Raw genomic sequence first — 25,227 nt, 5'->3', positions numbered from 1 at the left:
CTCCTTACTTCAGGTCCGCGCCAAGCGCGTACCAGTCGACCCGGCGGGTCACCCACATCGCCAGCGCCAGGATCACGAACAGCAGCAGCGATCCCATCAGCAGTGCGTTGTTCTCCGACACCAGCAGGCCATACAGCGCGCCGTACAGCACGGTCAGCAGCGCAGCGAAGCCAAGGCCGCGCTTCCAGTGGCCCAGCACGTTGGCCAGGTACACCGCCTGCAGGCCGATGCAGGCCACGGCCGAGACCAGGTAGGCCTTCCAGAACGCGATGTGCTCGGACAGGCTGATCAGCAGCAGGAAGAAGATCGCCAGCGCCAGGCCGACCATCAGGTACTGCAGCGGATGGATGCGCAGCGACTTGATCAGTTCGAACAGGATGAAGCCGACGAAGGTCAGCACCACGAACAGCACGCCGTACTTCGAGGCACGGTCGGCCTGGGTGTAGGTATCGACCGGATCGACCAGCGACACCGTCACGGCCTGCGAATCGATCGTCCCCTCGCTGCGCAGCTGGCGCTGTGCATCGGAGGCCAGCGAGGACACCGCCCAGCGTGCTTCGAAGCCCTGTGCATCGACACGCCGTTCGTTGGGCAGGAAGGCGCCGCTGAACGACGGATGCGGCCAGCTCGACCGCAGCGCGATGCGGGTGTCATCGCCCACCGGCACCACCGACAGCATGCGGCTGCCATCCAGGCGCAGCTCCAGTTCAACGGTGCTGGCGGCCAGCGCGCCGCCCTGATCCGCGGCGAAACCGCTCACCGGCGCATGCAGGCCACGTCCGATTTCGCTGGCCACGCCTACACCGGGCAGCAACCGCAGCTGCTTGCCGTCCACCCGCAGGTTCGGCGTGCCCACCAGGCCGCGCACATCGGAAACCCCCAGCGCCACATAGGGCTGGCCATAGGTGCGGCCGTTCTTCACCGGATAGTCGTCTTCGGCGAAAGTCGCCTTCAACTGGCCATTCCAGCTGTACACCGGCACCTTGAACAGGCCGACCTCGCGCTGGCTCGGCAGCATCTCGCCGCCCACCTCCAGCGACGCCGGCATCTGCAGCCAGTGGCCCTCGGTCACCTGGATCTCGGTCTTCTTGACGCCCAGCGGGTCAACCAGTTCAACCTGCTTGCGTTCCACCCACGGCACCACCCGTACCGGGCCCACCAGCTGCTGCGTGCCGGCACGGCTGTCGGCCACCCGGGCAAAGGCCTCGTCGCGGTACTGGCTGCGCTCGGTGATGACCCCGCGGATCATCATCAGCGGCACCAGCAACAACAGGATCAGCCCGCCGACAATGGCGAACCTCAGCAGCATCTTCAGGGATTTCATGGTCCATCCTCGTTGGAGAGGGCTGCAGGATGGACCGCTGCGGTGAGCAGGGTTTGTGGCGAAGTTGAAGCGAGTGTGAAGTCAGCGGCGCGGACGCTGGCCCGGCACTGACAACGGCAGCCACAGGCTGGCCACGGTGCCACCGCCGTCGCGCGCGTCGAGGCTGGCGCGACCATCGTGCAGGCGCGCGACCTCCTGCACGAACGGCAGGCCCAGGCCGGAACTGCGCCGGCCGCTGCCGGGGCGGGCAAGCGAATAGAAGCGTTCGAACACCCGTTCGCGCGCGTAGTCGGGAATGCCGGTACCGCGATCCGCCACCTGCAGGCGCACGCCCTGCCCGTCCACCTCGGCCTGCAGTGCGATGTCCGCGCCGGGCGGTGAGAAGGCAATGGCGTTGTCGATCAGGTTGTGCAACGCCTGCCGCAGCAGATAGGCATCGCCCTGCACGCGCAGGTCGGGCGCGCTGCCGATGCTGACCTGCACGCCGGCCGCCTGCGCACGCACCTGCGCCGCCGCTGCCGCATCGGCCAGCAACGTTGGCAGCGCGATCGGATCGCGGGTCTGCAGCCAGCCGTGCTGTTCCACTTCGGCCAGCGCCAGCAGCTTGTCGATGGTCTCGGTCAGCCGCTCCTGCTGGTCGACGATGCTGCGCGCGAAATGCACGCGGTCGGCCTCGGGCAGCGGCTCCTGCAGCAGCTCGGCGGCACCGCGGATCGCCGCCAGCGGGCTCTTCATTTCATGCGTCAGTGACTGCACGTACTGTTCGACATAGGCCTTGCCCTCAAGCTTGCGGCGCATGGTTTCCAGCGCCTGGCCCAGGTCGCCGATCTCGTCGCGGCGGCGCCGTGGCGGTGGCACCGGTTCGCCGGCGCTGACCGCGCGTGCATAGCGGCTGAGCTGGCCGAGGCCGGTGGTGAGCCACATCGTCACCAGCACGCCGACCAGCGCCGACAGCCCGATCAACCAGGCGCCGCGCTCGATGATGGCGCGCTGGCTGGCGGCGATGAACGGATCGATGCTGCGGTTGGGCTGGGCCAGGCTGAGCACGCCGATCAGGGTGCGCCCATCGGCCGGGTCGTATACCGGCGCCGCCACGTGCATCACCGTATCGCCTTCTTCGCCTGATATTTCCGGGCTGGAGCGGGCGCCGTACTCGCCACGCAGGGTGCGGTAGACATCGTTCCAGCGCGAATTGTCACGCCCGAGGTCGCGGCCCAGCGAGTCGTAGATGACGATGCCCTTGGCATCGGTGATGGTCACCCGGTAATCCAGCGATCGCTTGGGAAAACGCCAGACCATCGCCTTCAGGTCGCGCTGCCGCGCCTTGGCCAGGTTGCGGGTGAAGCTGCCGCTGCGGATGGTGCCGTCCTTGACGTCGGCGGCGGCCATCTCGGCCAGCACGTTGGCCGCATCGACCAGGGTCGATTCCATCGCCTGGCGCACACCGGGCTTCACCTCGTTGACGAATACGCGCATCACGAAGAACGCGGCGATGCCGGTGATCAGGAAGAAGCCGAGGAACAGCTTCAGTACCAGGCGCATCGGCTAGACCTCCAGCGCGTAGCCAAGGCCACGGTGGGTGCGGATCGGGTCGTCGCTGGCACCAGCCGCACGCAGCTTGGCGCGCAACGTCTTTACATGGGTGTCGACGGTGCGGTCGGCACTGTCGGCGCTGCTGTCCCAGCCCCGGTCCATCAGCTGCGCGCGGCTGAGGATGGCTCCGGGGCGCTGCAGCAGCGCTTCCAGCAACGCGTACTCGTAGCGGGTCAGGTCCAGCGCATGGCCGCGGAAGCGGATACGCCGGCCTTCGCGGTCGATCGCGAACGCCCCGTGTTCCTGCCAGCCCGCATCTGCGCCGGGGGCTGCCACGACCGGTGCCACGCGACGCAGGCGCGCGCGCACCCGCGCCACCAGCTCACGCGGCGAGAACGGCTTGGTCATGTAATCGTCGGCGCCCAGTTCCAGGCCGAGCACGCGGTCCACTTCATCGTTGCGGGCGGTCAGGAAGATCACCGGCAGCTGCGCCGCCGGTCCGGGCTGCGCACGCAGCCGCCGGCAGACCTCGAAACCGCCCAGGTCCGGCAGGCCCACGTCCAGCACCACCACGTCGATATCGCCGGCCTGCAGCCGTTGCAGGGCCTCGCCGCCCAGCAGGCAGTGGCTGGCGGCATAGCCTTCGCTGCGCAGCGCATAGAGCACGGTTTCGGCGATGGCGGCTTCGTCCTCGACCACCAGGACATGGGCAACGGGAGCTGTCATGGCGCGCAGCATAGCCGCTGCGGCCGCCGCCCCGTACACTGCCGCCCATGAACTATCGCCACGCCTTCCACGCCGGCAACCACGCCGATGTGCTCAAGCACATCGTGCAGCTGGCCCTGATCGACAGCTTCAAGCGCAAGGACAGCCCGTTCTTCGTGCTCGACACCCACGGCGGTGCCGGCCGCTACCTGCTGGCCAGCGAAGAGAGCCGCAAGACCCTGGAGGCCGAATCCGGGATCATGCGGCTGATGGCCCAGCCCAGGCTGCCGGAGGTGGTCGAGCGCTACCTGAAGGCGGTGCAGGCCGACAACCCGGTGGGCGCGCTGACCAACTACCCGGGCTCGCCGCTGCTGAGCGCACAGGCGATGCGCGCGCAGGACCGCATGGCGGTCTGCGAGCTGCAGGAAGCCGAAACGGCCACGCTGAAGGCCCTGTTCGCCCATGACAGCCGCGTCGATGTGCGCGCTGGCGATGGCTATGCCCTGCTGCGCTCGCTGCTGCCGCCGAAGTTCAACGGCAGCAAGATCGGCCGTGGCCTGGTGCTGATCGACCCGCCGTACGAGGCCCAGGACGCCGAGTACCAGGCCGTTCTGGCCGCCCTGGCCGAGACCCTGGCGCGCTGGCCGCAGGCGACCTGCGCGGTGTGGTTCCCGATCAAGCAGCGCCGCACCATCCTGCACTTCCTGCGCAAGGCCACCGCTCTGCCGGTGAAATCGGCGATGACGATCGAGTTCCTGGTGCGCCCGGACGACTCGCCGCTGCGCCTCAACGGCAGCGGCATGCTGCTGCTCAACCCGCCGTGGCAGTTCGACCGGGTGGTCGGCCCGGCCCTGCCGGCGCTGCGCCAGCACCTGGGCGAACCGGGGGCCAGCACCCGCCTGGATTGGCTCAAAGCCCCCGAATGACGGCCTTCACGAGGCTGTACCGCCGTGAGCCTTTCGTTCACGGAATGCAGCCCCGGTGATGCCACAATCGATGGACCACCAAGGAATCACCCGGTATGGCCACTCGCAACCGCATGCCGCCCTGGCATGAGATCTTCAAGGCTCCCAGCGGCCACGAGCTGCTGATCCGCCCCATCCGCCCGGAAGATGGCGCACCGCTGCAAGCGGCGTTCAGCCTGTTCGGGCCGGAAGAAATCCGTGATCGTTTCCTGCAGGCGGTGACCGAGCTTTCGCCGGAAACCACCCAGCGCCTGACCCACCCGAATCCCAAGACCGAGATCACCCTGGTCGCAGCCGAATCCCTGCCCGCTGGCGAAGCGGTGGTCGGCGCGGTCGCCCGGGCCTCGATCATCCCCGGCACCCGTGAAGCCGAGTACGCGATCCTGATCAGCCGCTTCCTCATTGGCCAGGGCCTGGGCCGGCAGCTGATGCGCAAGCTGGTGAAGTGGGGCCGCGGCAAGTACCTGGACCGCCTGTACGGCGACGTCGCCGCCGAGAACGAGCCGATGAAACAGCTGGCCGCCTCGCTGGGCTTCAAGCCGGTCCCGCACCCGGCCGGTGCCGAAGGCCTGGTGCGGATGGTGCTGGAGCTGGACAACTGACAGATGCGCCGGGCCCCGCCCGGCGACGCCTGCCGGTAGTGCCGGCCGCTGGCCTGAACTGCGTTACCCCAACGGCACATGAGGCTGCCGGCAATCGGCCGGCACGACCCACCGGGCTTCGATCGGGCTTCTGCTAAAATCCGGGGTCCATGTCGCGTACCTCATACCCCGCCCCGCCGCTGCCGCGCGCCGGCCAGCTCCGCGCCTGGTGGCGCGCCCCCGCCTCGCCGACCGCCCTGGCCTGGTACCTTGCCCAGGCCGCGCGTGCGCACGACGCCCCGCTGCTGGTGATCGCCCGTGACAACCACGGTGCCAACCAGCTCGAAGCCGACCTGCACACCCTGCTCGGCGGCGATCCGGCCCTGCCGGTGGTCGCCTTCCCGGACTGGGAAACCCTGCCCTACGACCGCTTCAGTCCGCATCCGGACATCATTTCGCAGCGCCTGGCCGCCCTGCACCGCCTGCCCGCGCTGAAGCGTGGCCTGGTGATCGTGCCGGTGCAGACCCTGCTGCAGCAGCTGGCCCCGCGCAGCTACGTGATCGGTGGCAGCTTCGACCTGAAGGTCGGCCAGCGCCTGGACCTGGAAGCCGAGAAGCGCCGCCTGGAAAGCGCCGGCTACCGCAACGTGCCGCAGGTGATGGACCCGGGCGACTTCGCTGTGCGCGGCGGCCTGCTCGACGTGTACCCGATGGGTGCCGACGAGCCGCTGCGGGTGGAACTGCTGGACGAGGACATCGACTCGATCCGTGCCTTTGACCCGGAAAGCCAGCGTTCGCTGGACAAGGTCGAGGCGGTGCACATGCTGCCCGGCCGCGAAGTGCCGATGGATGAAGCCAGCATCGCCCGCGTGCTGGCCACGCTGCGCGAGCGGTTCGATGTCGATACCCGGCGCAGTTCGCTGTACCAGGACCTGAAGTCCGGACTGGCGCCGGCCGGCGTCGAGTACTACCTGCCGCTGTTCTTCGAACGCACCGCAACCCTGTTCGACTACCTGCCCAGCGGCAGCCTGCCGGTGGTCTGTGCCGGTGCGTATGAAGCGTCCGTCGCGTTCTGGGCGCAGACTGCGGACCGCTATGAGCAGCGCCGCCATGATGTGGAGCGCCCGCTGCTGCCGCCGTCGGCGTTGTACCTGTCGCCGGAGCTGCTGCGCGAGCGCCTGAACGAAGCCCCGCGCATCGAGGTGTGGGCGGCTGACCATGCGCGCATCGCCGACGCGCACGCGCTGGGCGACCAGCCGCTGCCACCGCTGCCGGTGGCCGCGCGCGAAGCCCCCGCTGGCGATGCGCTGAAATCCTTCCTCGGCCATTATCCGGGCCGGGTACTGATCGCCGCCGATTCACCCGGCCGCCGCGAGGCGCTGCTGGAAGTGCTGCAGGCCGCCGAGCTGAAGCCCCCGGTGGTGGCCGACCTGCCCAGCTTCCTCGCCGATGATGCGCGCTTCGCGATCGCGGTAGCACCGCTGGAGGATGGCTTCGCGCTGGACGATCCGCGCATCGCGGTGCTGACCGAGCGCCAGCTGTTCCCCGAGCGCGCCGGCAGCACCCGGCGCACGCGCCGTGCCGGCCGCGAGCCGGAAGCGATCATCCGCGACCTCGGTGAACTGACCGAGGGCGCGCCGATCGTGCACGAGGATCATGGCGTCGGCCGCTATCGTGGCCTGATCGCGATGGACGTCGGCGGCATGCCCGGCGAGTTCCTCGAAATCGAATATGCCAAGGGCGACCGCCTGTATGTGCCGGTCGCCCAGCTGCACCTGATCAGCCGCTATTCCGGTGCGTCGGCGGAAACCGCGCCGCTGCATTCGCTCGGTGGCGAGCAGTGGAGCAAGGCCAAGCGCAAGGCCGCCGAGAAAGTACGCGACGTCGCCGCCGAACTGCTGGAGATCCAGGCCCGCCGCCAGGCGCGTGCCGGCCTGGCACTGCAGGTCGACCGCGCGATGTACGAGCCGTTCGCGGCCGGTTTCCCGTTCGAGGAGACCCCGGACCAGCTGGCCGCGATCGACGCCACCCTGCGCGACCTGGCCAGCAGCCAGCCGATGGACCGCGTGGTCTGCGGCGACGTCGGCTTCGGCAAGACCGAGGTGGCGGTGCGTGCGGCCTTTGCGGCCGCCAGTGCCGGCAAGCAGGTGGCTGTGCTGGTGCCGACCACGCTGCTGGCCGAACAGCATTACCGCAACTTCCGCGACCGCTTCGCCGATTACCCGCTGAAGGTCGAGGTGCTGTCGCGCTTCAAGACCACCAAGGAAATCAAGGCCGAGCTGGAAAAGGTCGCCGCCGGCACCATCGACGTGATCGTCGGTACCCATCGCCTGCTGCAGCCGGACGTGAAGTTCAAGGACCTGGGCATGGTCATCGTCGACGAGGAGCAGCGTTTCGGCGTACGCCAGAAGGAAGCGCTGAAGGCGCTGCGCGCCAACGTGCACCTGCTGACCCTGACCGCCACACCGATTCCGCGCACGCTCAACATGGCCATGGCCGGCCTGCGCGACCTGTCGATCATCGCCACGCCGCCGCCGAACCGGCTGGCGGTGCAGACCTTCATCACCCAGTGGGACAACGCGCTGCTGCGCGAAGCCTTCCAGCGCGAGCTGGCGCGTGGTGGCCAGCTGTATTTCCTGCACAACGACGTGGAAAGCATCGGCCGCATGCAGCGCGAGCTGTCCGAGCTGGTGCCGGAGGCGCGCATCGGCATCGCCCATGGGCAGATGCCCGAGCGCGAGCTGGAAAAGGTGATGCTGGATTTCCAGAAGCAGCGCTTCAACGTGCTGCTGTCGACCACGATCATCGAGTCGGGCATCGACATCCCCAACGCCAATACCATCATCATCAACCGTGCGGACCGTTTCGGCCTGGCCCAGCTGCACCAGCTGCGTGGCCGCGTCGGACGTTCGCACCACCGCGCCTACGCGTACCTGATCACGCCCGACCGCCGCGCGATCACCCCCGACGCTGAGAAGCGCCTGGAAGCGATCGCCTCGATGGACGAGCTGGGCGCCGGCTTCACCCTGGCCACGCACGATCTGGAAATCCGCGGTGCCGGCGAACTGCTCGGCGAGGACCAGAGCGGGCAGATGGCCGAGGTCGGCTTCAGCCTGTACACCGAGCTGCTGGAGCGCGCGGTGCGCAGCATCAAGCAGGGCAAGCTGCCCGACCTTGATGCCGGCGAGGAAGTGCGTGGTGCCGAGGTCGAACTGCATGTGCCGGCACTGATCCCGGAAGACTACCTGCCGGACGTGCATACCCGCCTGACCCTGTACAAGCGTATTTCCAGCGCGCGCGACAGCGATGCGCTGCGCGAACTGCAGGTGGAGATGATCGATCGCTTCGGCCTGCTGCCGGATGCGGCCAAGCACCTGTTCGCCATCGCCGAGCTGAAGCTGAAGGCCAACACGCTGGGCATCCGCAAGCTGGACCTGGGCGAAAATGGTGGCCGCATCGTGTTCGAATCCAAGCCGAACATCGACCCGATGGCGGTGATTCAGCTGATCCAGAAGCAACCGAACCTGTACGCCATGGAAGGGCCCGACAAGCTGCGCATCAAGCACCCGCTGCCGTTGCCGGAAGACCGCTTCAACGCGGCCCGCACCCTTCTGACCACCCTCGCCCCGGGTTGATCGCCCCCCGAACACCCCGCACCGGTCCCCACCCGGTGCGGGCGGATGACCATGTTTCCTGACGCCGTACCCGCCCCCGACCTGCTGCACGCGCAGGCCTGCCTGATCGATGCCCTCTCGATGTCGCTGCAGATGCGCGACGCCTACACCCGCCATCACTGCGACCGCGTCGGCCTGTTCGCGCAGCGGCTGGCCGCGCACTGCGATCTCGACGACGAGGCCTGTGCGCAGGTCGGCCTGGCCGCGCGCTTCCACGACATCGGCAAGATCGGCATTCCCGACGACGTACTGCTGGCACCGCGCCGGCATACCGATGAGGAGCGCGCGATCATGCGCGAGCATCCGGTGCGCGGCGAGCACATCTTCCTGGCCACCGGCCGCAGCGACGCCGCGCCCGTGGCGCGGCTGATCCGCGCCCATCACGAAGCCTTCGATGGCAGCGGCTATCCCGATGGGCTGCGCGGCGAATCCATCCCGCTGGGCGCGCGCATCGTCACCATCGCCGATGCCTACGATGCGATGACCAGCGTGCGCCCGTACCGCGACGCGATGGAGCACGAAACCGCGTTGCGGATCATCGATTCGCAGTCTGGAGGGCTGGTGGATCCCTACGTGCTGCAGCGCTTCCATCGCATGCTGGCGCGGGAGCCGGAGCTGGCCTGAGATCTTCCGGAAGGTGAAACGACCCGTCGGTAGAGTCGACTGTCAGTCGACTGCTCGTCGTCCAGATCGCGAAAATCCCGCGCTGCGCGCGATAGTCGACTGACAGTCGACTCTACCAGTCGGCGCTGCGCTACCGGCCTGGAAGACAAAAGGCCCGGCATTCGCCGGGCCTTTCGCATCACGCAGTCACGGGTGATCGATTACCAGATCACCACGCGCTTGTCGTCGGCACGCACCATCGCGTCGCCGGCCTTGCACTGGAATGCAGCGGCATAGGACGGCATGTTCGACGGTGCGCCGTTGGCGCGGAAGTTGGCCGGGGCGTGCGGATCGGTGTTCAGGCGGACGCGCAGCTCACCATCGGTGAAGTTGCGGCGCCACACGGTGGCCCAGTTCATGAAGAAGCGCTGGTCCTGGCTGTGGCCATCCACTTCGACATTCGCCTTCGGGTCTTCCTTCAGCGCCATCTGCAACGCGTCGTAGGCCACGGTCAGGCCGCCGAGGTCGCCGATGTTCTCGCCCAGGGTCAGCTTGCCCTTCACGAACACGCCCGGCACCGATTCATAGCCGTCGAACTGCGCGACCAGCTGGTCGGTACGCTCGGTGAAGGCCTTGCGGTCGGCGTCGGTCCACCAGTTGTCGAAGTTGCCGTTGGCGGCGAACTGGCTGCCCGAGTCGTCGTAGCCGTGCATCATCTCGTGGCCGATGACCGCACCGATGCCGCCGTAGTTCAGCGCCGGATCGGCCTTGGCGTCGAAGAACGGTGCCTGCAGGATCGCCGCCGGGAACACGATCTCGTTCTTGGTGGCGTTGTAGTACGCGTTGACGGTCTGCGGGGTCATGCCCCACTCGGTCTTGTCCACCGGCTTGCCGATCTTGTCCAGCATGTAGCGGTAGTTGAACGCACGCGCCGCCTGCATGTTGCCCAGGTAGCTGTCGCCGTTGGTCTGCAGGCCCGCCCAGTCACGCCACTTGTCGGGGTAACCGATCTTCGGGGTGAAGCTGGCCCACTTCTCCAGGGCCTTCTTCCTGGTTTCTTCGCCCATCCACGGCAGCTGCTCCAGGCGCGCCTTCAGCGCCTGCGACAGGTTTTCCACCAGGTGCTGCATGGCGACCTTCGACTCGGCCGGGAACACGGCGTCGACGTACAGCTGGCCCAGGGCTTCGCCCATGCCACCGTTGACCGACTCCAGCACGCGCTTCCAGCGCGGCTGCATTTCCTTCTGGCCACGCAGGGTGGTGCCATAGAAATCGAAGTTGGCCTTCTCGAACTGGCTGCTCAGGTACGGCGAGGCATCGTCGATGGTGTGGAAGCGCAGGTAGGCCTGCCAGGTGCTGGCCGGCACATCGGCCAGCATCTTGTCCATTTCAGCGAAGAAGCCCGGCTGGGCCAGCGAGAACTTCTGCGCGGCCGGCACCTTGAGGGTCTCGAACAGCGCGGTCCAGCTGAAGTTCGGGGTCAGCTTGTCGGCCTCAGCCGCGCTGAGCGGGTTGTAGCGCTTGGCCGGGTCACGCATTTCGATGCGCGACATCGAGGCCTTGGCCAGGCGGGTTTCGAAGGCCATCACGGCCTTCGCCTGCTCGGCGGCCTGCGCCGCTTCCACGCCGGACAGGGTCAGCACCTGTGCGATATAGGCCACGTAGGCGTCGCGGATCTTGGCCTGCGCATCGTCGAAGTAGTAGCCCTTCTCCGGCAGGCCCAGGCCACCCTGGCCGACGTAGGCGATGACGTTGGCCGAATCCTTGTAGTCGGCATTGGCGAACAGCGAGAACAGCACGCCCTTGCCCTCGGCCTGGCTGTCGCGCAGGTACCGGGTGATGGCGGCGGTGTCGTTCAGCGCGGTGATCTTGTCCAGCTGCGGCTGCAGCGGCGCCAGGCCGGCAGCTTCGATCTTCGCTTCATCGTTGCCGGTCTTCCAGATGTCACCGATCTTCGCTTCCACCGAGCCCGCCTTGGCCTGGCTGGCGGCGGCCTGCTGCACCAGCGCGTGCTGCACTTCCAGCGAGCGCTCGCGCAGGATCTCGAAGCTGCCCCAGGTGGTCTGGTCGCCCGGCACCGGGTTGGCCTTCAGCCACTTGCTGTTGACGAAACCATTGAGGTCGGTACAGGCCGGAATGGCCGGATCGAGGTCGGCGCTGTTGAGCGAGATCAGCGGCGTCTTGATCTGCGACAGGTCGAAGGCCGGCTTGGCGTCGGCACTGGCCGCCGGGGCGGTTTCGTTCTTGCCACAGGCCGCCAGTGAGGCAGCGATGGCGATGGTCAGGCCCAGCGGGACCAGGTTGCGGACGTTCATGAGGCTCTCCTGCGGGTAATTTCACAGGGTAGCCGCGGGAGCGACGCTGGGGACCGGCCAAAGGTCACGAGCGCATGGCGCGGCTCCGTCTGCATGCCGCTATGCTCTGGCTTCCGCGGTCACTGGACTTCATGACCATGGACGAAGCTGCGCTGCTGCAGGCCATCGACGCTTGTGAGTGTCTGTTCCTGGCGGGCATCGGCGAGCCGGAAGCGAATCGTCTGCGCCTGGTCGTCGAGGAAGGCCTGGTGGTCGGAAAGCCCTCCCGTGTGGAGCTCGCTCATGGACGTTCAATCGATGATGCGCGTGCGATAGAGGTGATGCCCCACTCGCAGCGTTTTGAGCTGATCTGGGACCACTACATCAGCTACGCCGTGCACAACGAGTCCTACCAGAGCTGGGACGACGCCGAAGCCTGGAGCGGCAACCTGTTCCGCCGCTACAGCCGTTCGAAGTTCCTCGATTATCTGGACCATGCCACCTTTGCCGATGTCAGTTACCCGGGCCCATTCACGCACTATCAGGTGATATGCCAGGAACACGTCATCGACATTGCCGCGTTGCAGCCGCCGAAGGTGCGCCGCATGGATCCCTCGTAGCTGGCTGATGCAGCCCCCATGGGTTGGCTCTACCGGGTTGCGACAGCGCCGGCCGAGCGTGGGCTCGGCTCTACAAAAGCGAAGGCCGGCTTGCGCCGGCCTTGTGCTTCTTACTTCGCCTTGCCCTGGTTGGCCACGGCTTCGGCGGCCTTGCGCGCTGCTTCCGGGTCGCCCAGGTAGCGGAACGACTGCACGGTCAGGTCGTCGTTCAGTTCGAACAGCAGCGGGATGCCGGTCGGGATGTTCAGCTCGAGGATCTCCTCGCGCGAGACATTGTTGAGGTACTTGTACAGCGCGCGCAGCGAGTTGCCGTGGGCAGTGACCAGCACGGTCTTGCCGTCCTTCAGCTGCGGCGCGATGGCGTCGTGCCAGTACGGCAGCACGCGGTCCAGGGTGGTGGCCAGCGACTCGGTGCCCGGCAGCGCGTTGCGGTCCAGACCGGCGTAGCGGCGGTCATGGATCGGGTGGCCCGGATCTTCCAGGTCCATCGGCGGCGGCGGGATGTCGTACGAACGGCGCCAGACCTTGACCTGCTCTTCGCCGTGCTTGGCCGCGGTCTCGGCCTTGTCCAGCCCCTGCAGGCCGCCGTAGTGCCGCTCGTTGAGGCGCCAGGACTTGTTCACCGGCAGCCAGTCCTGCTCCAGCTCGGCCAGCGCACCCTGCAGGGTGTGGATGGCACGCTTGAGCACGGAGGTGTGGGCGACGTCGAACTGCAGGCCTTCCTCGCGCATCAGGCGACCGGCGGCGGCCGCTTCCCGGCGCCCCTGCTCGGTCAGGTCGACATCGACCCAGCCGGTGAAGCGGTTGTCCAGGTTCCACTGGCTCTGGCCATGGCGCAACAGTACGAGTTTACGGGTCACTGCAGGGTCTCCAACGCGAGGAAAGGCAGGCCGCCATTGTAGCCCGGCCGCCGCTCACCGGGCCGTGGCGCCGCCCGTGCGATGCTGTGACCGATGAATACGGTGATCGATCCCGGATGTTGGGAAGGCAGCGTCTCCGCGGCACGCGCGCAGCAGCTCCAGCTGGCCGGCCGCGTGGAGCGCCAGGACCGCCTGCCACGCGACGTCCGTTGGCTGGCCGGGCTGGATGTTGGCTTTGAAGACGACGGCGCCATCACCCGCGCCGCGGCGGTACTGCTGGACGTGGAGACGCTGAAGCCCGTGGCGCAGGAGATCGCGCGCATCCCCACGGTGATGCCCTACATCCCCGGCCTGCTCAGCTTCCGCGAGCTGCCGGCACTGCTGGCCGCGCTGGCGCTGCTGCCGCGCACGCCGGACCTGGTGTTCGTCGATGGCCATGGCATCAGCCATCCGCGCCGGCTGGGCGTGGCCGCGCATCTGGGCGTGGTCACCGACCTGCCCAGCATCGGCGTGGCCAAGTCGAAGCTGGTGGGCCGGTTCGTCGAACCGGGCGCCGAGGCCGGTGCACATGCGCCGCTGCAGGATGGCGACGAACAACTGGGCTGGGTGCTGCGCAGCAAGGTGCGCTGCAAGCCGCTGTTCGTGGCCGGCGGCCATCGGGTCAGTGCCGATACCGCGCTGGACTGGGTGCAGCGCACGCTGCGCGGTTACCGGCTGCCGGAACCGACCCGGCTGGCGGATCGGCTGGCCTCGCGACGCGACGAATGACCGCACCGGGCATTCCCCGGTGCGGCTTTCATTTTCATTCAATGATGCACGTGGCCGCGATGGCCCTGCGCGTCCTCACCGTGGTCGTGGCCTTCATGGCCCTGCTGCGCGCCGCCCTTTGCCGACGCCGGTCCAGCGCAGGCTTCACCACAGTGGTCCGCTTCGATCTGCAGCGTCACGTGTTCGATGCCGAAGTCATCGTGCAGGCGCCCGCCCAGCTCACGGCGCAGCGCATCGGCGTCGGTGCCGTCGCGCATCACGATGTGCGCGGTCAGCGCCGGCGTGCTGGAGGCCAGCGCCCACACATGCAGGTCATGCACGTCCAGCACCGCAGCATGACCGGACAGGCTGTCGCGCACCTTGGCCACGTTCATGCCCTTGGGCACGCCTTCCAGCAGCACGTTGATCGCCTCGCGCATCAGCACGTAGGTGCGCGGCAGTACCCACAGGCCGATCAGCACCGCCAGGATCGGGTCGATCGGCTTCCAGCCGGTCCACTTGATCAACAACGCACCGGCGATCACCGCCACCGAGCCAAGCATGTCCGCCCACACTTCCAGGTAGGCGCCCTTCACGTTCAGGCTCTCGCCGCTGCCGGCCTGCAGCAGGCGCATCGAGATCAGGTTGATGACCAGGCCTGCGGCGGCGATCACCAGCATGCCCGAAGATGCGATCTCCTGCGGTTCGCGGAAACGACCGATCGCCTCCCACAGGATGTAGGCGGCGACCACGAACAGCATGGCGCCGTTGATCATCGCGCCCAGCGCTTCCAGGCGTGCATAGCCGTAGGTGCGGCGCGCGTCCGGCGGGCGCCGGCTCAACCGCACCGCGACCAGCGCGATCATCAGTGCCAGTGCATCGGTGGCCATGTGTGCCGCGTCGGACAGCAGCGCCAGGCTGTTGGTCCAGAACGCGCCCACCACCTCGATGACGAGGAAGGTGGAGGTCAGGCCGAGCGCCCACCACAAGGGTTTCTCGTGGCGGATCTGGGATGGCAGGTGATCGTGGTCGTGGCCCATGGCAACAGCTCCTTTGCGATGCGGTGCAGGCTACGCCGTGCTGGCGGGGGAGACTATTACGGTGTTTATAACATTGCAGCCCAGGCGATCCCTCACCGTGCATGGCCCGGCGCTACCGGAGCGTGGCCGGCAGCGCCAGGCCTGGCCTGGCGACCGCAGCGGACCGGCGTCCGCGTGCGGTCAGAACCCGAAGCGCAGGCTGGCCCAGTACGCGCGGCCCGGTTCGTTGTAGGTCGCCGCACCGGCATCGCTGCTGTTGGCCTCGCGGAACAGGCGCTTGTCGGCCAGGTTGTTCACGCCGAAGCCGAAGCTGACGGTCCCGGTCACCCTGTAGCGCGCGCTCACGCCCCAGATGTTGTAGGCACTGCGGTCCTGCAGCGCGATCGAGGGATCGCAGCTGCCGGTGCAGCGCGGATCATTGTTGATGTTGGCGGTGGCCGGCTTCTGCTTGCCGTAGAACGTGCCAGTCAGCAGCACCGACAGCTTGTCGGTGGCCTGCCAGTCCAGCATCGTGTTGACGGTGTACTTCGGGATCACCGACAGCGGCTGGCCGGTGCTCTTGTTCTCGTTTTCCACCATGTAGGTGAAGTTGTTGCTCCACTTCAGGCGGTTGCCCTGCTCGCCCAGCAGCGGGATCACCAGGTTGCCTTCAAGCCCCTGCACGATCGCCTTGGGCGCGTTCTCCCAGCGGAAGATGCGGCCCTTGGTGTCGGCGGTCAGGCCAATCTGGGTGTAGCCGGCCTGGATCTTGTCCTTGTAGTCGTTGTGGAAGTAGGTCAACGAGGCCTGCCAGCCGCTCTGCGGTGCCCACTCGATGCCCAGTTCCTTGTTCAGGCTGGTTTCCGCCTTCAGGTCCGCGTTGCCGCGCATGTAGCAACCGGCACCCAGGCTCGGCAGTGCATTCGGGCAGCCGTTGCCACGGGTGTAGTACAGATAGTCCGGATTGGACTGGTACAGGTTCGGCGCCTTGAACGCGCGGGCGATGCCGCCCTTCACCACCCAGTCGCTGTTGATGCGGAACTGCGCATTGAGGCTGGGGCTGGTGTTGTTGCCGAACTGGCTGTGGTGGTCGAAGCGCAGGCCCGGGGTGACGATCCAGCGCTCACCCAGGTAGATGTTGTCTTCGACGAACACTGCGGTGGTCTGCGCGTCGGCCTTGCCCCGCGCGCGATCGGCCGACAGCCCCGGGATGCCGCCGCCGCTGCTGCTGGACTGGCTCATCGAGTACGGGTCGGTCAGGCGGCTGTCCAGGTATTCAAAGCCCAGCGTCCAGATGTTCTCGGCGCTGCCCAGCGAGGTCGGGAAGCTCACTTCGCCATCCAGCTGGTAGTTGCGCAGGCGCGAGGTCGACCAGTCGGTGCCGTTGAAGCTGCCTTCCGGGCCACCGGCCAGGCCTTCATTGATGCGCGAGTTGTTGACCGCTTCCACCGCGGCGGTCACCCGCGAGGTCACGTCGCCCCAGCGGCCGCGATGGGTGATCGCGCCGGTGTTGCGGTACATGCGGTTGGTTTCCGCTTCGCCTTCGGCCAGCGCCGCCAGGTCAACGCCGGTCGAGGTACCGGTAGTGCTGACCGCGCGGTCACCGGCGTAGATGTTGCCCTGGCGGCTGGTGCCGGCTTCGAACTCCACCACCTGGTCGGTGGTGATGTCCCAGCGCAGCAACGCGTTGACGTCGCGGTTCTTGACACCCTCGCGGCCAGCCGGTGGCACCGCGTTCGGGTTGGTGGCGTACTGGCGGTTGAGGTCCAGTGAGTCGGCGTCGGTCTTGTTGAGGTTGCCGTACAGGCGGAACGACAGGGTGTCGGTCATCGGCCCGCTCAGCTGCAGGCCGACGCGCTCGCTGCCGCCTTCGGCGCTGTGCTCGGGCACCAGGCCATACAGGTCGACCGCTCCGGTCAGGTCGCCGGTCGGGCGCTTGGTGATGATGTTGACCACGCCGCCGGACGCACCGGAGCCATAGCGTGCCGCCGCAGGGCCGCGCAGCACTTCGATGCGCTCGATCATTTCCGCCGGCACCCAGTTGGTATCACCGCGGGTATTGCGCTCACCGCTACGGCCCATGCGCACGGCGTCACGCGCACCGATGCGCTTGCCGTCGACCAGGATCAGGGTGTTTTCCGGCCCCATGCCACGCAGGTCGATCTGGCGGTTGTTGCCGTACTGGCCCGAGGCGCTGTTGCCGGTGAGGTTGACGCCCGGCATGGTGCGCAGCAGTTCGGCGATGTCGTTGGCCGGCGGGCGCTTGGCGATGTCCTCGGCGGTGATGGTCGAGGTACCCAGTGCCTGGCGGGCAATCTGCGAAGCGGTGACATGCACCGTGTCGATATCGGTGGCGTCGGTTTCAGCCCGGGCGGTCAGGGCGCTTCCCGCCAGCAGGGCGGCAACGGCGAGCGCCAGCGGGCGCGGCGAAAGGACAACGGCAGGAGACATGATCTGGACCTTCTGGCAGGGCAACGGGGCCTCTGGCAAAGGGCTTGAGGCAACGACGAGGGGGAGGCGGAGCGTCGCTGCAGTCGCCTGCGGGCCGATCCGTGCGCGCATTCTCCCATCAATGCGAGTGATTCTCAAATGCGTTCACTCATTGCCGCCGCGGCGCCGACGTGCTTTGCGCGCCGTGCAACCCTGCATCGCGCATAAACTGACCGGCCAACCCGCCATCAACCGTGCGCCACCGCGGCCGATACCCGTGGTTTGCCGTACGCAGTCAGAGATCGACGTGGAACCACCCCAACTGGACGATGCCAGCCAACCGCTGGCCGAGGCCTGGCAGCACTGCCTGCAACAGGCCGGCCCTGCCGCCACCGCGCTGCTGCACGCCGCCGCCGCCGATGCCCCGCCGGCGCTGGCCCAACGCTTCTACGAAGTGCTGCTCCAGGACGGGCGTGCACGCCGCTTCCTGTCCCACGACCAGGTCAAGCAGCGCCTGCAGCCGGCCATGCAGCGCTGGCTGGTGCAGTTGCTGACCACCAATGCCGACGGTATTGCCGGCGCCGTTGCCTCGCAGCGGGTAATCGGCGATGTGCATGCCCGGGTCGGTATTCCGGTCGACCTGGTCACCCGCGGCGCGCGCGTGCTCAAGCACGAACTGTTCGTGCGCCTGCACGACGACGCGCCCGACAGTGCCACTGCGTTCGCCGCCATCGACTGCCTCAGCGCGATCATGGACATCGCCATGGAAGGCATGACCCTGGCCTATACCCATGCACGCGAGCGCTCGACCCGCGCCGATGCTGCGTACCGGCTGTTCTCGCTGGTGCAGAACGTCGGCACCGAACGCGAACGCCAGCGCGCACTGCTGCTGGACTGGGAGAACGCCCTGCTCTACGCGCTCGCTGGCCACGTACAGGCCAGCGACAGCGCCAGCCTGGCCACTTCCGAGTTCGGCCTGTGGTTCACCCACAAGGGCATCCCCAGCTTCGGCGAGAGCAGCGAGACCCGGCAGGTCGGCCAGCTGATGGCCCGCATCGACAGCAACCTGCAGCGGGCGAGCAACGATGCCCCGGCACAACGACTGGCGGTGCTGCCGGCCATCCGCGAGGACCTGGCCGCCATCCGCACCCTGATGACGCTGCTGTTCGAGCGCATCGGCGAGCTGGATGCCGGCAGCGATGCGCTGACCAACCTGCTCAACCGCCGCTTCCTGCCTACCGTGCTGCGCCGGGAGATCGAGCTGGCCACGCGCAACCGCACGCCGTTCTCGCTGCTGCTGCTCGACCTGGATCACTTCAAGGCGATCAACGACGGCCACGGCCACGACGCCGGGGACCGCGCGCTGCAGCACGTCGCCGGCCTGCTCGGCCAGCTGACCCGCGGCAGTGACTACCTGTTCCGCTATGGCGGCGAGGAGTTCGTGGTGGTGCTGGTCGCGGCCAGCGAATCACAGGCTGCGGTGATCGCCGAAAGCCTGCGGCGGCAGATCGCGCAGTCACCGGTGGCATTGGCCAACGGCCAGGTACTGGCACTGACCGCCAGCATCGGCGTAGCCGGCCATGACGGCCACCCGGACTACGAGCGGCTGATGGCACGGGCCGATGCGGCGATGTACGAGGCCAAGCGCAGCGGCCGCAACCGCGTGGTAGTGGCCAGCGCGGACCTTGAGGAAGCACCGGGACGGCGTGCACTGCAGCGATGACGACAGGACAGGTAGAGTCGACCGCTGGTCGACTATCGCACGCAGCGCGGGATTTTTCGCACGCGGGGCGAAGAGCAGTCGACTGACAGTCGACTCTACCGACAGTCGACTCTACCGGTTCGCCCGCCAGCCGATGCATTGGACGCCACCACCCGCCATGCTGCCCACCACAGCAGCGCCAGTGCCGCGATGCCTGCACCCAGCAGGCACACCGCAGGCCAGCCATGCCGGGCCTGCATCCAGGGCCCGGCAGCCGCACCGGCACCACTGCCCACTGCATAGAACAGCATGTACAACGCCACCAGGCGTCCATGCTGTTCTGCCGGTGCACGCAGCAGCAGCGCCTGGTTCGATACGTGCAGTGCCTGCCCACCGAGGTCGAGCACGATCACGCCCAGCAGCAGCAACGACAGCCACTGCGGCAGGCCCAGCAGCGGCCACCACGCGGCCAGCATCAGCAGCAACGCGCCAAGACTGACCCGACCGGCGAAACCGCGGTCCATCCAGTGCCCGACCCGCGCCGCCATCAAGGCGCCCACTACGCCGGCCAGGCCCAGTGCGCCGATGGCCGCGGTGGACCACTGCAACGGCGGCGCCGACAGCGGCAGCGGCACCGCCGCCCAGAACACGTTGAGGCCAGCAAACAGCAGCAATGCCAGCGGCCCACGCTCGCGCAGCGCGCGGTCCCGGCGCAGCATGCCCAGCATCGAACCCAGCAGTTCGCGCCAGCGCGGTGGTACCGCCGGCACCGGCACCGCCGGCAGACGCCGCCACAGCAGCACGGCCAGGGCCGCCATCAGCGCTGCCGACAGCAGATAGACCGCCCGCCAGCCGACGGTGGCCGCGACCGCGCCCGATACAACGCGCGCCAGCAACAGGCCGATGAACACGCCGCCCTGCACCACGCCCACCAGGCGCCCGCGCTGCTCGGGCGGCGCAAGCGTGGCGGCATAGGCGATCAAGCCCTGGGTCAGCGCGGTGCCCAACAGCCCGGCCAGCAGCATGCCCGACAACAGCCAACCGGCCGTGCGTGCCGCTGCCAGCCACAGCAGGGCCAGCACCAGCGCCATCAACTGCATCCGCAGCAGGCGTCGCCGGTCACCGCGATCGGCGAGCGGCAGCAGGCCCAGCAATGCCAGCACACTGCCGGCCTGGGTTGCCGCCAACACTGCGCCCGCCACGGCACGGTCCAGTGCGAAGGCCTGTGCCAGCCGATCCAGCAGCGGTTGCGCGTAATAGACGTTGGCAACGCTGGCGCCGGCCGCGACCGCGAGCAGGGTCAGCAATGGGCGGGACATCGATGCGCTCATGGTGTAGTTGCAATTTGAAACTTGATGCAGGCTATCGTCATTGGTTTTAAACTGCAACCACATTCGGAGGCCACAGCATGCACGCCAACAGTCCCTGCCCCGTTGCCCGCAGCGCCGACCTGCTCGGTGATCGCTGGGCACTGCTGGTGATCCGCGATGCCTTCGACGGCGTCACGCGCTTTGGCGACTTCCAGCGCAGCCTCGGCGCGGCGCGCAACATCCTCAGCGATCGCCTGCGCAGGCTGGTCGAGGCCGGCATCCTGCAACTGCAACCGGCCTCCGATGGCTCGGCCTACCAGGAATACGTGCTCACCCACGCCGGCCAGGAACTGTTCCCGCTGCTGGTCGCGCTGCGCCAGTGGGGAGAACGCCATCGCTTCAGCGCCGGTGAAGCCCATTCGCAGTTGATCGAATCCAGCACGCGGCGACCACTGCCCTACATGCAGCCACACGGGCGCGACGGTCAGCCGCTGCAGGCCGCCGCCACCCGCGTGCGCAAGCTCAAGGACGACCGGCGCGGCGCCTGATCCGCCCATTCGCGCACACCACGATCGGGCCGCGCCGGTTAGCATCGGAGGTTTCCGCCGCCGGACGCCGCCGATGCCGCGCTATCGCCCTTTCCTGCTGACCGCCCTGCTGTTGCCGCTGCTGGCCTGCGCCACAGCAACCACGCAGGCCCGCGAGGTTGCCGCGCCCGCCGACCACGTGCAGGCCGATGGCCCCTATGTATTCCGCCAGGGCGACCAGCTGCAGGCCAAGTGGATCTGCGACGACAAGGTCGAGTCGCGCTCGCTGGCCATCAACACGACGGGCACCGATATCGCGCCGCGCTGTGGCTACGAACACACCGTGCACGTGGCCGCGCCGAATGCGGCCTCGGTCTCCGTGCTGCCGGCCGCGCCGCGCATCGTCGCGCTGTCGGACATCCATGGCCAGTACGGGCTGCTGGTGCGCCTGCTGCGCGCCCACCAGGTCATCGACGCCCAGGATCGCTGGGCCCTGGGCAAGGACACGCTGGTCATCGCTGGCGATGTATTCGACCGCGGCCCGCAGGTGACCGAGGCGTTCTGGCTGCTGTACGGCCTGCAGCAGCAGGCCGCCGCCGCCGGTGGCGCAGTGCACTTCGTGCTCGGCAACCACGAAACCATGGTGCTGTACGACGACCTGCGCTACGTCAACCCGAAGTACCTGCGCAGCGCCCAGCTGCTGGGCCGCAGCTACCCGCAACTGTATGGCGCCGACTCGGTGATCGGGCAGTGGCTGCGCACCCGCCCGGTGCTGCTGAAGATCGGCGATACCCTGTTCCTGCATGGCGGCATCTCGCCCGAGGCGTTGCAGCTGGCGCTGGACCCGGTACGCACCAATGCGGCCTACCAGGCCTCTCTGGGCCTGCCCAAGGCCGAAGTGAAGGCCGACCCGGCCACCGCACCGCTGTATGACGGCAAGACCAGCCCGATCTGGTACCGCGGCTATTTCGATGGCCGCCTCGACACCGCGGCGGTACAGGCCGTGCTCGACCGCCTGCAGCTCACGCGCATCGTGGTTGGCCACACCTCGATGCCGCACGTCAGCAGCTTCCATGGCGACCGCGTGATCGCCATCGACAGCAGCATCAAGAACGGCGAGAACGGCGAACTGCTGTTCATCGAGGATGGCAGGCTCAGCCGCGGCCTGCTGGACGGCTCACGGGTGCCGCTGGTACTGGGTGAGCCGGGCCTGCAGGACTGAATGGCGGGACAGCGCGACGGCGCCGGGAGGTGCCGGCGCGCTCCACCTTCACCCCGTTTGCGGCTACCCTCGGCAGCCGAGAGGCCCACCCTGTCCATCCGCTGGGCCCGACCGTTACAGGAGCCTCCCGCGCATGCGCGTTCTGATTGCTGAAGACGACCCGGACATCGCCTCCGGCCTGTGCGCCTCGCTGCGCCGGCAGGGGCATGTGGTCGACCACGTCGACAACGGCGCGCACGCCGACGCCGCGCTGGGTTCGACCCAATACGCGCTGCTGGTGCTGGACCTGGGCCTGCCGCAGCTGGATGGCCGCGACGTGCTGCAGCGCCTGCGCCAGCGCGGCGATGGCCTGGCGGTACTGGTGGTGACCGCCCGCGACGGCCTGGCCGAACGCGTGCGCGTGCTCGACCTCGGTGCCGACGACTACCTGGTCAAGCCATTCGCACTGGACGAATTCGAAGCCCGCGTGCGCGCACAGCTGCGCCGCGTGACCAGCAATGGCAACCCGGACCTGCGCATCGGCCGCCTGCGCATCGATCTGGCCGGGCATCGGGTGTGGATCGACGACCAGTCGCTGGAACTGACCGCACGCGAGTTCGGCCTGCTGTCGGCACTGGCGGTACGCGCCGAGCGCATCGTCTCGCGCGCACAGCTGGTGGAGGCGCTGTGCGACTGGGGCCAGGACCTGACCGACAACGGCCTGGACATCGCCCTGCACCGCCTGCGCCGCAAGCTGCAGCCCGGCGGCATGGGCATCCGCACCGTGCGCGGACTGGGCTACATGCTGGAAGACGCGCAGGACGACAGCGCCCCGTGATCAGTGGCCCCCCCAGCCTGCGCCGGCGCCTGCTCGCCTTCCTGGCGTTGCCGATGCTGGGCCTGCTTACCTTCAATACGATCCTGGCCTATTACGTTGCGTTGGATTATTCCAACCGCATCCACGACCGTAACCTGATCGACGACACGCACTCGTTCGCGCAGATGCTGAGCACCATGCCGGTGACCAGCGACCTGTCTCCGCAGGCGCGCTTCCTGATCGAGTACGACCCCGACGGCCATCGCTATTTCAACGTCGACAGCAGCCGCAAGGGCACCCTCAGCGGCAATGCGGATTTCAGCCCGTATGCCCCTTCTCAGGACTGCACCGGCGTGCATCCGGCCCTGTACGACGGCAACCTCAATGGCCAGCAGGTGCGCATGGCCACCGTCTGCACGCAGGCGATGAACGATCCGCAGGACGAGCTGGCAGTGACCGTGGCCGAAAGCATGGCCGACCGCCGCCAGCGTGCGCGCGAGATCCTGATGATCATCATCCCGCTGATGACCATGCTGGCGCTGGGCACCGCAGCGCTGGTCTGGTTCGGCGTGACCTACGGCCTGCGCATCCTCACGCCGCTGAGGACCCGCCTGGCGCAGCGCCGTGGCGAACTGGCACCGATCTCCGACGCCGACGTGCCGGAGGAGATCCAGCCACTGATCAGCACCATCGACGATCTGTTCGCGCGCCAGGCGGAAATGATCACGCTGCAGAACCGCTTCATCGCCGATGCCGCGCACCAGCTGCGTTCGCCGCTGGCCGGCATGGCCCTGCATGTGGACCAGGCGCTGGCCCATGGTGACCCGGACACGGTGCGCGAGGCATTGCAGCACATCCGCCGGCTCAACCAGCGCACCGCCCGGGTCAGCACCCAGCTGCTCGCACTGAGCCGGGCGCAGACCGTGCCCGATACCGTGGAGGCACTGGACCTGTGCGAGCTGGTGCCGCAGTGGGTCGGCATGCGCGTGCCCGAAGCGATCCGCGATGGCATCGATCTGGGCTACCGCGGCAGCCCCCACCCGCTGCGCGTGCTCGGCAACGGTGCCCAGCTGCAGGAAGCACTGGACAACCTGATCGACAACGCGCTGCGCTATGCCGGCCGCGATGCGACCGTCACGGTCGGTGTGCATGCGCTGGATGACAATGACGTCGAACTGTACGTGGAGGACAACGGCCCCGGCGTGCCCGAGGACGTGATGCCACGGCTGGGCGAGCGCTTCTTCCGTGCGCCTGGCACCGCAGCCAGCGGCACCGGCCTGGGCCTGGCCATCGCGCACGAAGCGGTGGAGCATTCCGGCGGCCGCCTGACCTTCCTCAACCGCGCCGGGGGGGGCCTGAAGGTCGCCATCACACTGCCGCTGCTGAAGGCCCCCTGACCCGTACCGGGGCGCTGAAAGGCTGGCGAAAATCGCGCTTGCGATCCTGACCATCCCCACTGCCGTCCCGGAGCCGCCAGGTGACCGAATCGCACGACTTCTTCCTCCCCGGTGGCCCGCAGGGCGTGCTGCTGGTCCACGGCCTGACCGGCACCCCGGCGGAAATGCGCATGCTGGGCAAGGGCCTGAACAACGCCGGCTTCACCGTACACGGCGTGCAGTTGCCCGGCCATTGCGGCACCGTGGATGACCTGCTGGCGACCACCTGGGAACAGTGGTACCAGGGCGTGGAAGATGCAGCGGCGAGCCTGCGTGGCAAGGTCGACCAGTTGTTCGTCGGCGGCCTGTCGATGGGCGCGGTACTGGCGCTGGCGCTGGCTGCACGCCGCCCCGAATGGGTGTCCGGCGTCGGCGTGTATGGCGCCACCTTCCGCTACGATGGCTGGAACATTCCCGCCGTGGCCCGCCTGTCGTTCCTGCTGCCCTGGTTCAAGCGCTTCAACATCGGCCGCGACCGCATGTTCATGGAAGAACCGCCCTACGGCCTGCGTGACGAGCGCCTGCGTGCGCAGGTCAGTGCCGCCATGCTGTCCGGCGACAGCGCCGCGGCCGGCCTGCCGGGCAACCCCTGGCATGCGCTGGCCGAGATGCGCGCCCTGAGCAACTGGACCCGCCGCCACCTGCACCAGGTCACCGCACCGTGCCTGGTGATGCACGCCCGCGAAGACGACGTGGCCAGCATGGGCAACGCCGAACTGGTGATGTCGAGGGTCAGCGGCCCGAAGGAACTGGTGGTGCTGGAAGACAGCTACCACATGATCACGATCGACCGCGAACGCCGCGAGGTGATCCGCCGCAGCGCGCGTTTCTTCACCGAAATCGGTGAACGCAGCGGCGTGCTCAAGGCGGTGGCCTGAG

20 protein-coding genes are annotated in these 25,227 nt (G+C 68.0%); 12 read left to right on the top strand and 8 right to left on the bottom strand.

The features are described from left to right. Nucleotides 1-4: 4 nt before the first annotated feature. The 3 genes from creD to creB all read right to left on the bottom strand — a co-directional run bounded on the left by creD (nt 5) and on the right by creB (nt 3,595). Nucleotides 5-1,324, bottom strand: coding sequence for a cell envelope integrity protein CreD (gene creD / locus AC5P8R_RS07480; protein WP_049441519.1), 1,320 nt, complete (start codon nt 1,322-1,324; stop codon nt 5-7). Between the two features lie 81 nt (nt 1,325-1,405). Further along, the gene (gene creC / locus AC5P8R_RS07475; protein ID WP_495223221.1) at nt 1,406-2,866 is read right to left on the bottom strand and encodes a two-component system sensor histidine kinase CreC; all 1,461 of its coding nucleotides are present in this window, start codon (nt 2,864-2,866) and stop codon (nt 1,406-1,408) included. Nucleotides 2,867-2,869: 3 nt separating this feature from the next. Continuing rightward, a complete protein-coding gene (gene creB, locus AC5P8R_RS07470; RefSeq protein ID WP_080376403.1) occupies nt 2,870-3,595 on the bottom strand; it encodes a two-component system response regulator CreB in 726 nt (241 codons plus the stop codon). Between the two features lie 35 nt (nt 3,596-3,630). On the opposite strand from creB, the gene AC5P8R_RS07465 reads away from it, so the two are divergent. The 4 genes from AC5P8R_RS07465 to AC5P8R_RS07450 all read left to right on the top strand — a co-directional run bounded on the left by AC5P8R_RS07465 (nt 3,631) and on the right by AC5P8R_RS07450 (nt 9,406). After that, nucleotides 3,631-4,488, top strand: a complete 858-nt coding sequence (locus AC5P8R_RS07465; protein WP_014646445.1) for a 23S rRNA (adenine(2030)-N(6))-methyltransferase RlmJ — start codon at nt 3,631-3,633, stop codon at nt 4,486-4,488. Nucleotides 4,489-4,583: 95 nt separating this feature from the next. Further along, nucleotides 4,584-5,129 carry a GNAT family N-acetyltransferase gene (locus AC5P8R_RS07460; RefSeq protein WP_014646444.1) on the top strand — a complete coding sequence of 182 codons (546 nt, stop codon included), beginning with the start codon at nt 4,584-4,586 and terminating at the stop codon, nt 5,127-5,129. Nucleotides 5,130-5,278: 149 nt separating this feature from the next. Then, entirely contained in the window at nt 5,279-8,743 is a 3,465-nt protein-coding gene (mfd, locus tag AC5P8R_RS07455) for a transcription-repair coupling factor (RefSeq protein WP_495223220.1), read from the top strand. Between the two features lie 45 nt (nt 8,744-8,788). Beyond that, nucleotides 8,789-9,406 carry an HD-GYP domain-containing protein gene (locus AC5P8R_RS07450; RefSeq protein WP_014646442.1) on the top strand — a complete coding sequence of 206 codons (618 nt, stop codon included), beginning with the start codon at nt 8,789-8,791 and terminating at the stop codon, nt 9,404-9,406. 200 nt (nt 9,407-9,606) lie between these two features. On the opposite strand, the gene AC5P8R_RS07445 is transcribed toward AC5P8R_RS07450, so the two are convergent. Next, nucleotides 9,607-11,700, bottom strand: coding sequence for a M13 family metallopeptidase (locus tag AC5P8R_RS07445; RefSeq protein WP_495223219.1), 2,094 nt, complete (start codon nt 11,698-11,700; stop codon nt 9,607-9,609). A gap of 137 nt (nt 11,701-11,837) precedes the next feature. On the opposite strand from AC5P8R_RS07445, the gene AC5P8R_RS07440 reads away from it, so the two are divergent. Further along, nucleotides 11,838-12,299: a hypothetical protein gene (locus AC5P8R_RS07440; protein WP_229767348.1), complete on the top strand. Its 462-nt coding sequence runs from the start codon at nt 11,838-11,840 to the stop codon at nt 12,297-12,299. Nucleotides 12,300-12,409: 110 nt separating this feature from the next. Here AC5P8R_RS07440 and gpmA read toward each other — a convergent pair whose 3' ends face one another. Further along, entirely contained in the window at nt 12,410-13,159 is a 750-nt protein-coding gene (gpmA, locus tag AC5P8R_RS07435; protein ID WP_014036448.1) for a 2,3-diphosphoglycerate-dependent phosphoglycerate mutase, read from the bottom strand. Between the two features lie 93 nt (nt 13,160-13,252). On the opposite strand from gpmA, the gene nfi reads away from it, so the two are divergent. After that, complete coding sequence (gene nfi, locus AC5P8R_RS07430) at nt 13,253-13,927, top strand: deoxyribonuclease V (RefSeq protein ID WP_014646440.1); 675 nt, start codon at nt 13,253-13,255, stop codon at nt 13,925-13,927. Between the two features lie 38 nt (nt 13,928-13,965). On the opposite strand, the gene AC5P8R_RS07425 is transcribed toward nfi, so the two are convergent. Together AC5P8R_RS07425 and AC5P8R_RS07420 are read right to left on the bottom strand one after the other, a co-directional pair. Further along, nucleotides 13,966-14,946 carry a cation diffusion facilitator family transporter gene (locus tag AC5P8R_RS07425; protein ID WP_014646439.1) on the bottom strand — a complete coding sequence of 327 codons (981 nt, stop codon included), beginning with the start codon at nt 14,944-14,946 and terminating at the stop codon, nt 13,966-13,968. A 180-nt stretch (nt 14,947-15,126) separates the two neighbouring features. Further along, on the bottom strand, nt 15,127-17,376 hold the full coding sequence (locus tag AC5P8R_RS07420; RefSeq protein WP_180835055.1) for a TonB-dependent siderophore receptor: 2,250 nt from the start codon (nt 17,374-17,376) through the stop codon (nt 15,127-15,129). Between the two features lie 286 nt (nt 17,377-17,662). On the opposite strand from AC5P8R_RS07420, the gene AC5P8R_RS07415 reads away from it, so the two are divergent. Further along, the gene (locus AC5P8R_RS07415; protein WP_032958025.1) at nt 17,663-19,078 is read left to right on the top strand and encodes a GGDEF domain-containing protein; all 1,416 of its coding nucleotides are present in this window, start codon (nt 17,663-17,665) and stop codon (nt 19,076-19,078) included. Nucleotides 19,079-19,173: 95 nt separating this feature from the next. Here the strand turns inward: AC5P8R_RS07415 and AC5P8R_RS07410 are convergent, their stop codons facing one another. After that, nucleotides 19,174-20,376: an MFS transporter gene (locus AC5P8R_RS07410; protein ID WP_495223218.1), complete on the bottom strand. Its 1,203-nt coding sequence runs from the start codon at nt 20,374-20,376 to the stop codon at nt 19,174-19,176. An 89-nt stretch (nt 20,377-20,465) separates the two neighbouring features. Between AC5P8R_RS07410 and AC5P8R_RS07405 the strand changes: the two genes are divergently transcribed. The 5 genes from AC5P8R_RS07405 to AC5P8R_RS07385 all read left to right on the top strand — a co-directional run bounded on the left by AC5P8R_RS07405 (nt 20,466) and on the right by AC5P8R_RS07385 (nt 25,226). Beyond that, nucleotides 20,466-20,915, top strand: coding sequence for a winged helix-turn-helix transcriptional regulator (locus AC5P8R_RS07405; RefSeq protein ID WP_014646435.1), 450 nt, complete (start codon nt 20,466-20,468; stop codon nt 20,913-20,915). 73 nt (nt 20,916-20,988) lie between these two features. Beyond that, on the top strand, nt 20,989-22,116 hold the full coding sequence (locus AC5P8R_RS07400) for a metallophosphoesterase (protein WP_111205779.1): 1,128 nt from the start codon (nt 20,989-20,991) through the stop codon (nt 22,114-22,116). Nucleotides 22,117-22,249: 133 nt separating this feature from the next. Next, nucleotides 22,250-22,933 (top strand): response regulator, encoded by a 684-nt coding sequence (locus AC5P8R_RS07395; protein ID WP_014646433.1) that lies wholly within the window; start codon nt 22,250-22,252, stop codon nt 22,931-22,933. Beyond that, on the top strand, nt 22,930-24,309 hold the full coding sequence (locus AC5P8R_RS07390; protein WP_049419408.1) for a sensor histidine kinase: 1,380 nt from the start codon (nt 22,930-22,932) through the stop codon (nt 24,307-24,309). The genes AC5P8R_RS07395 and AC5P8R_RS07390 overlap by 4 nt, the downstream gene beginning before the upstream one ends. Nucleotides 24,310-24,389: 80 nt before the next feature. Then, complete coding sequence (locus tag AC5P8R_RS07385) at nt 24,390-25,226, top strand: alpha/beta hydrolase (RefSeq protein ID WP_014646431.1); 837 nt, start codon at nt 24,390-24,392, stop codon at nt 25,224-25,226. Nucleotide 25,227 lies beyond the last annotated feature (1 nt).

It is taken from the genome of Stenotrophomonas sp. YJH_SMC_73 (assembly GCF_059370155.1).
Note: the sequence above shows the minus strand (reverse complement) of the source record. Positions and strands in the feature narration are given on the sequence as shown.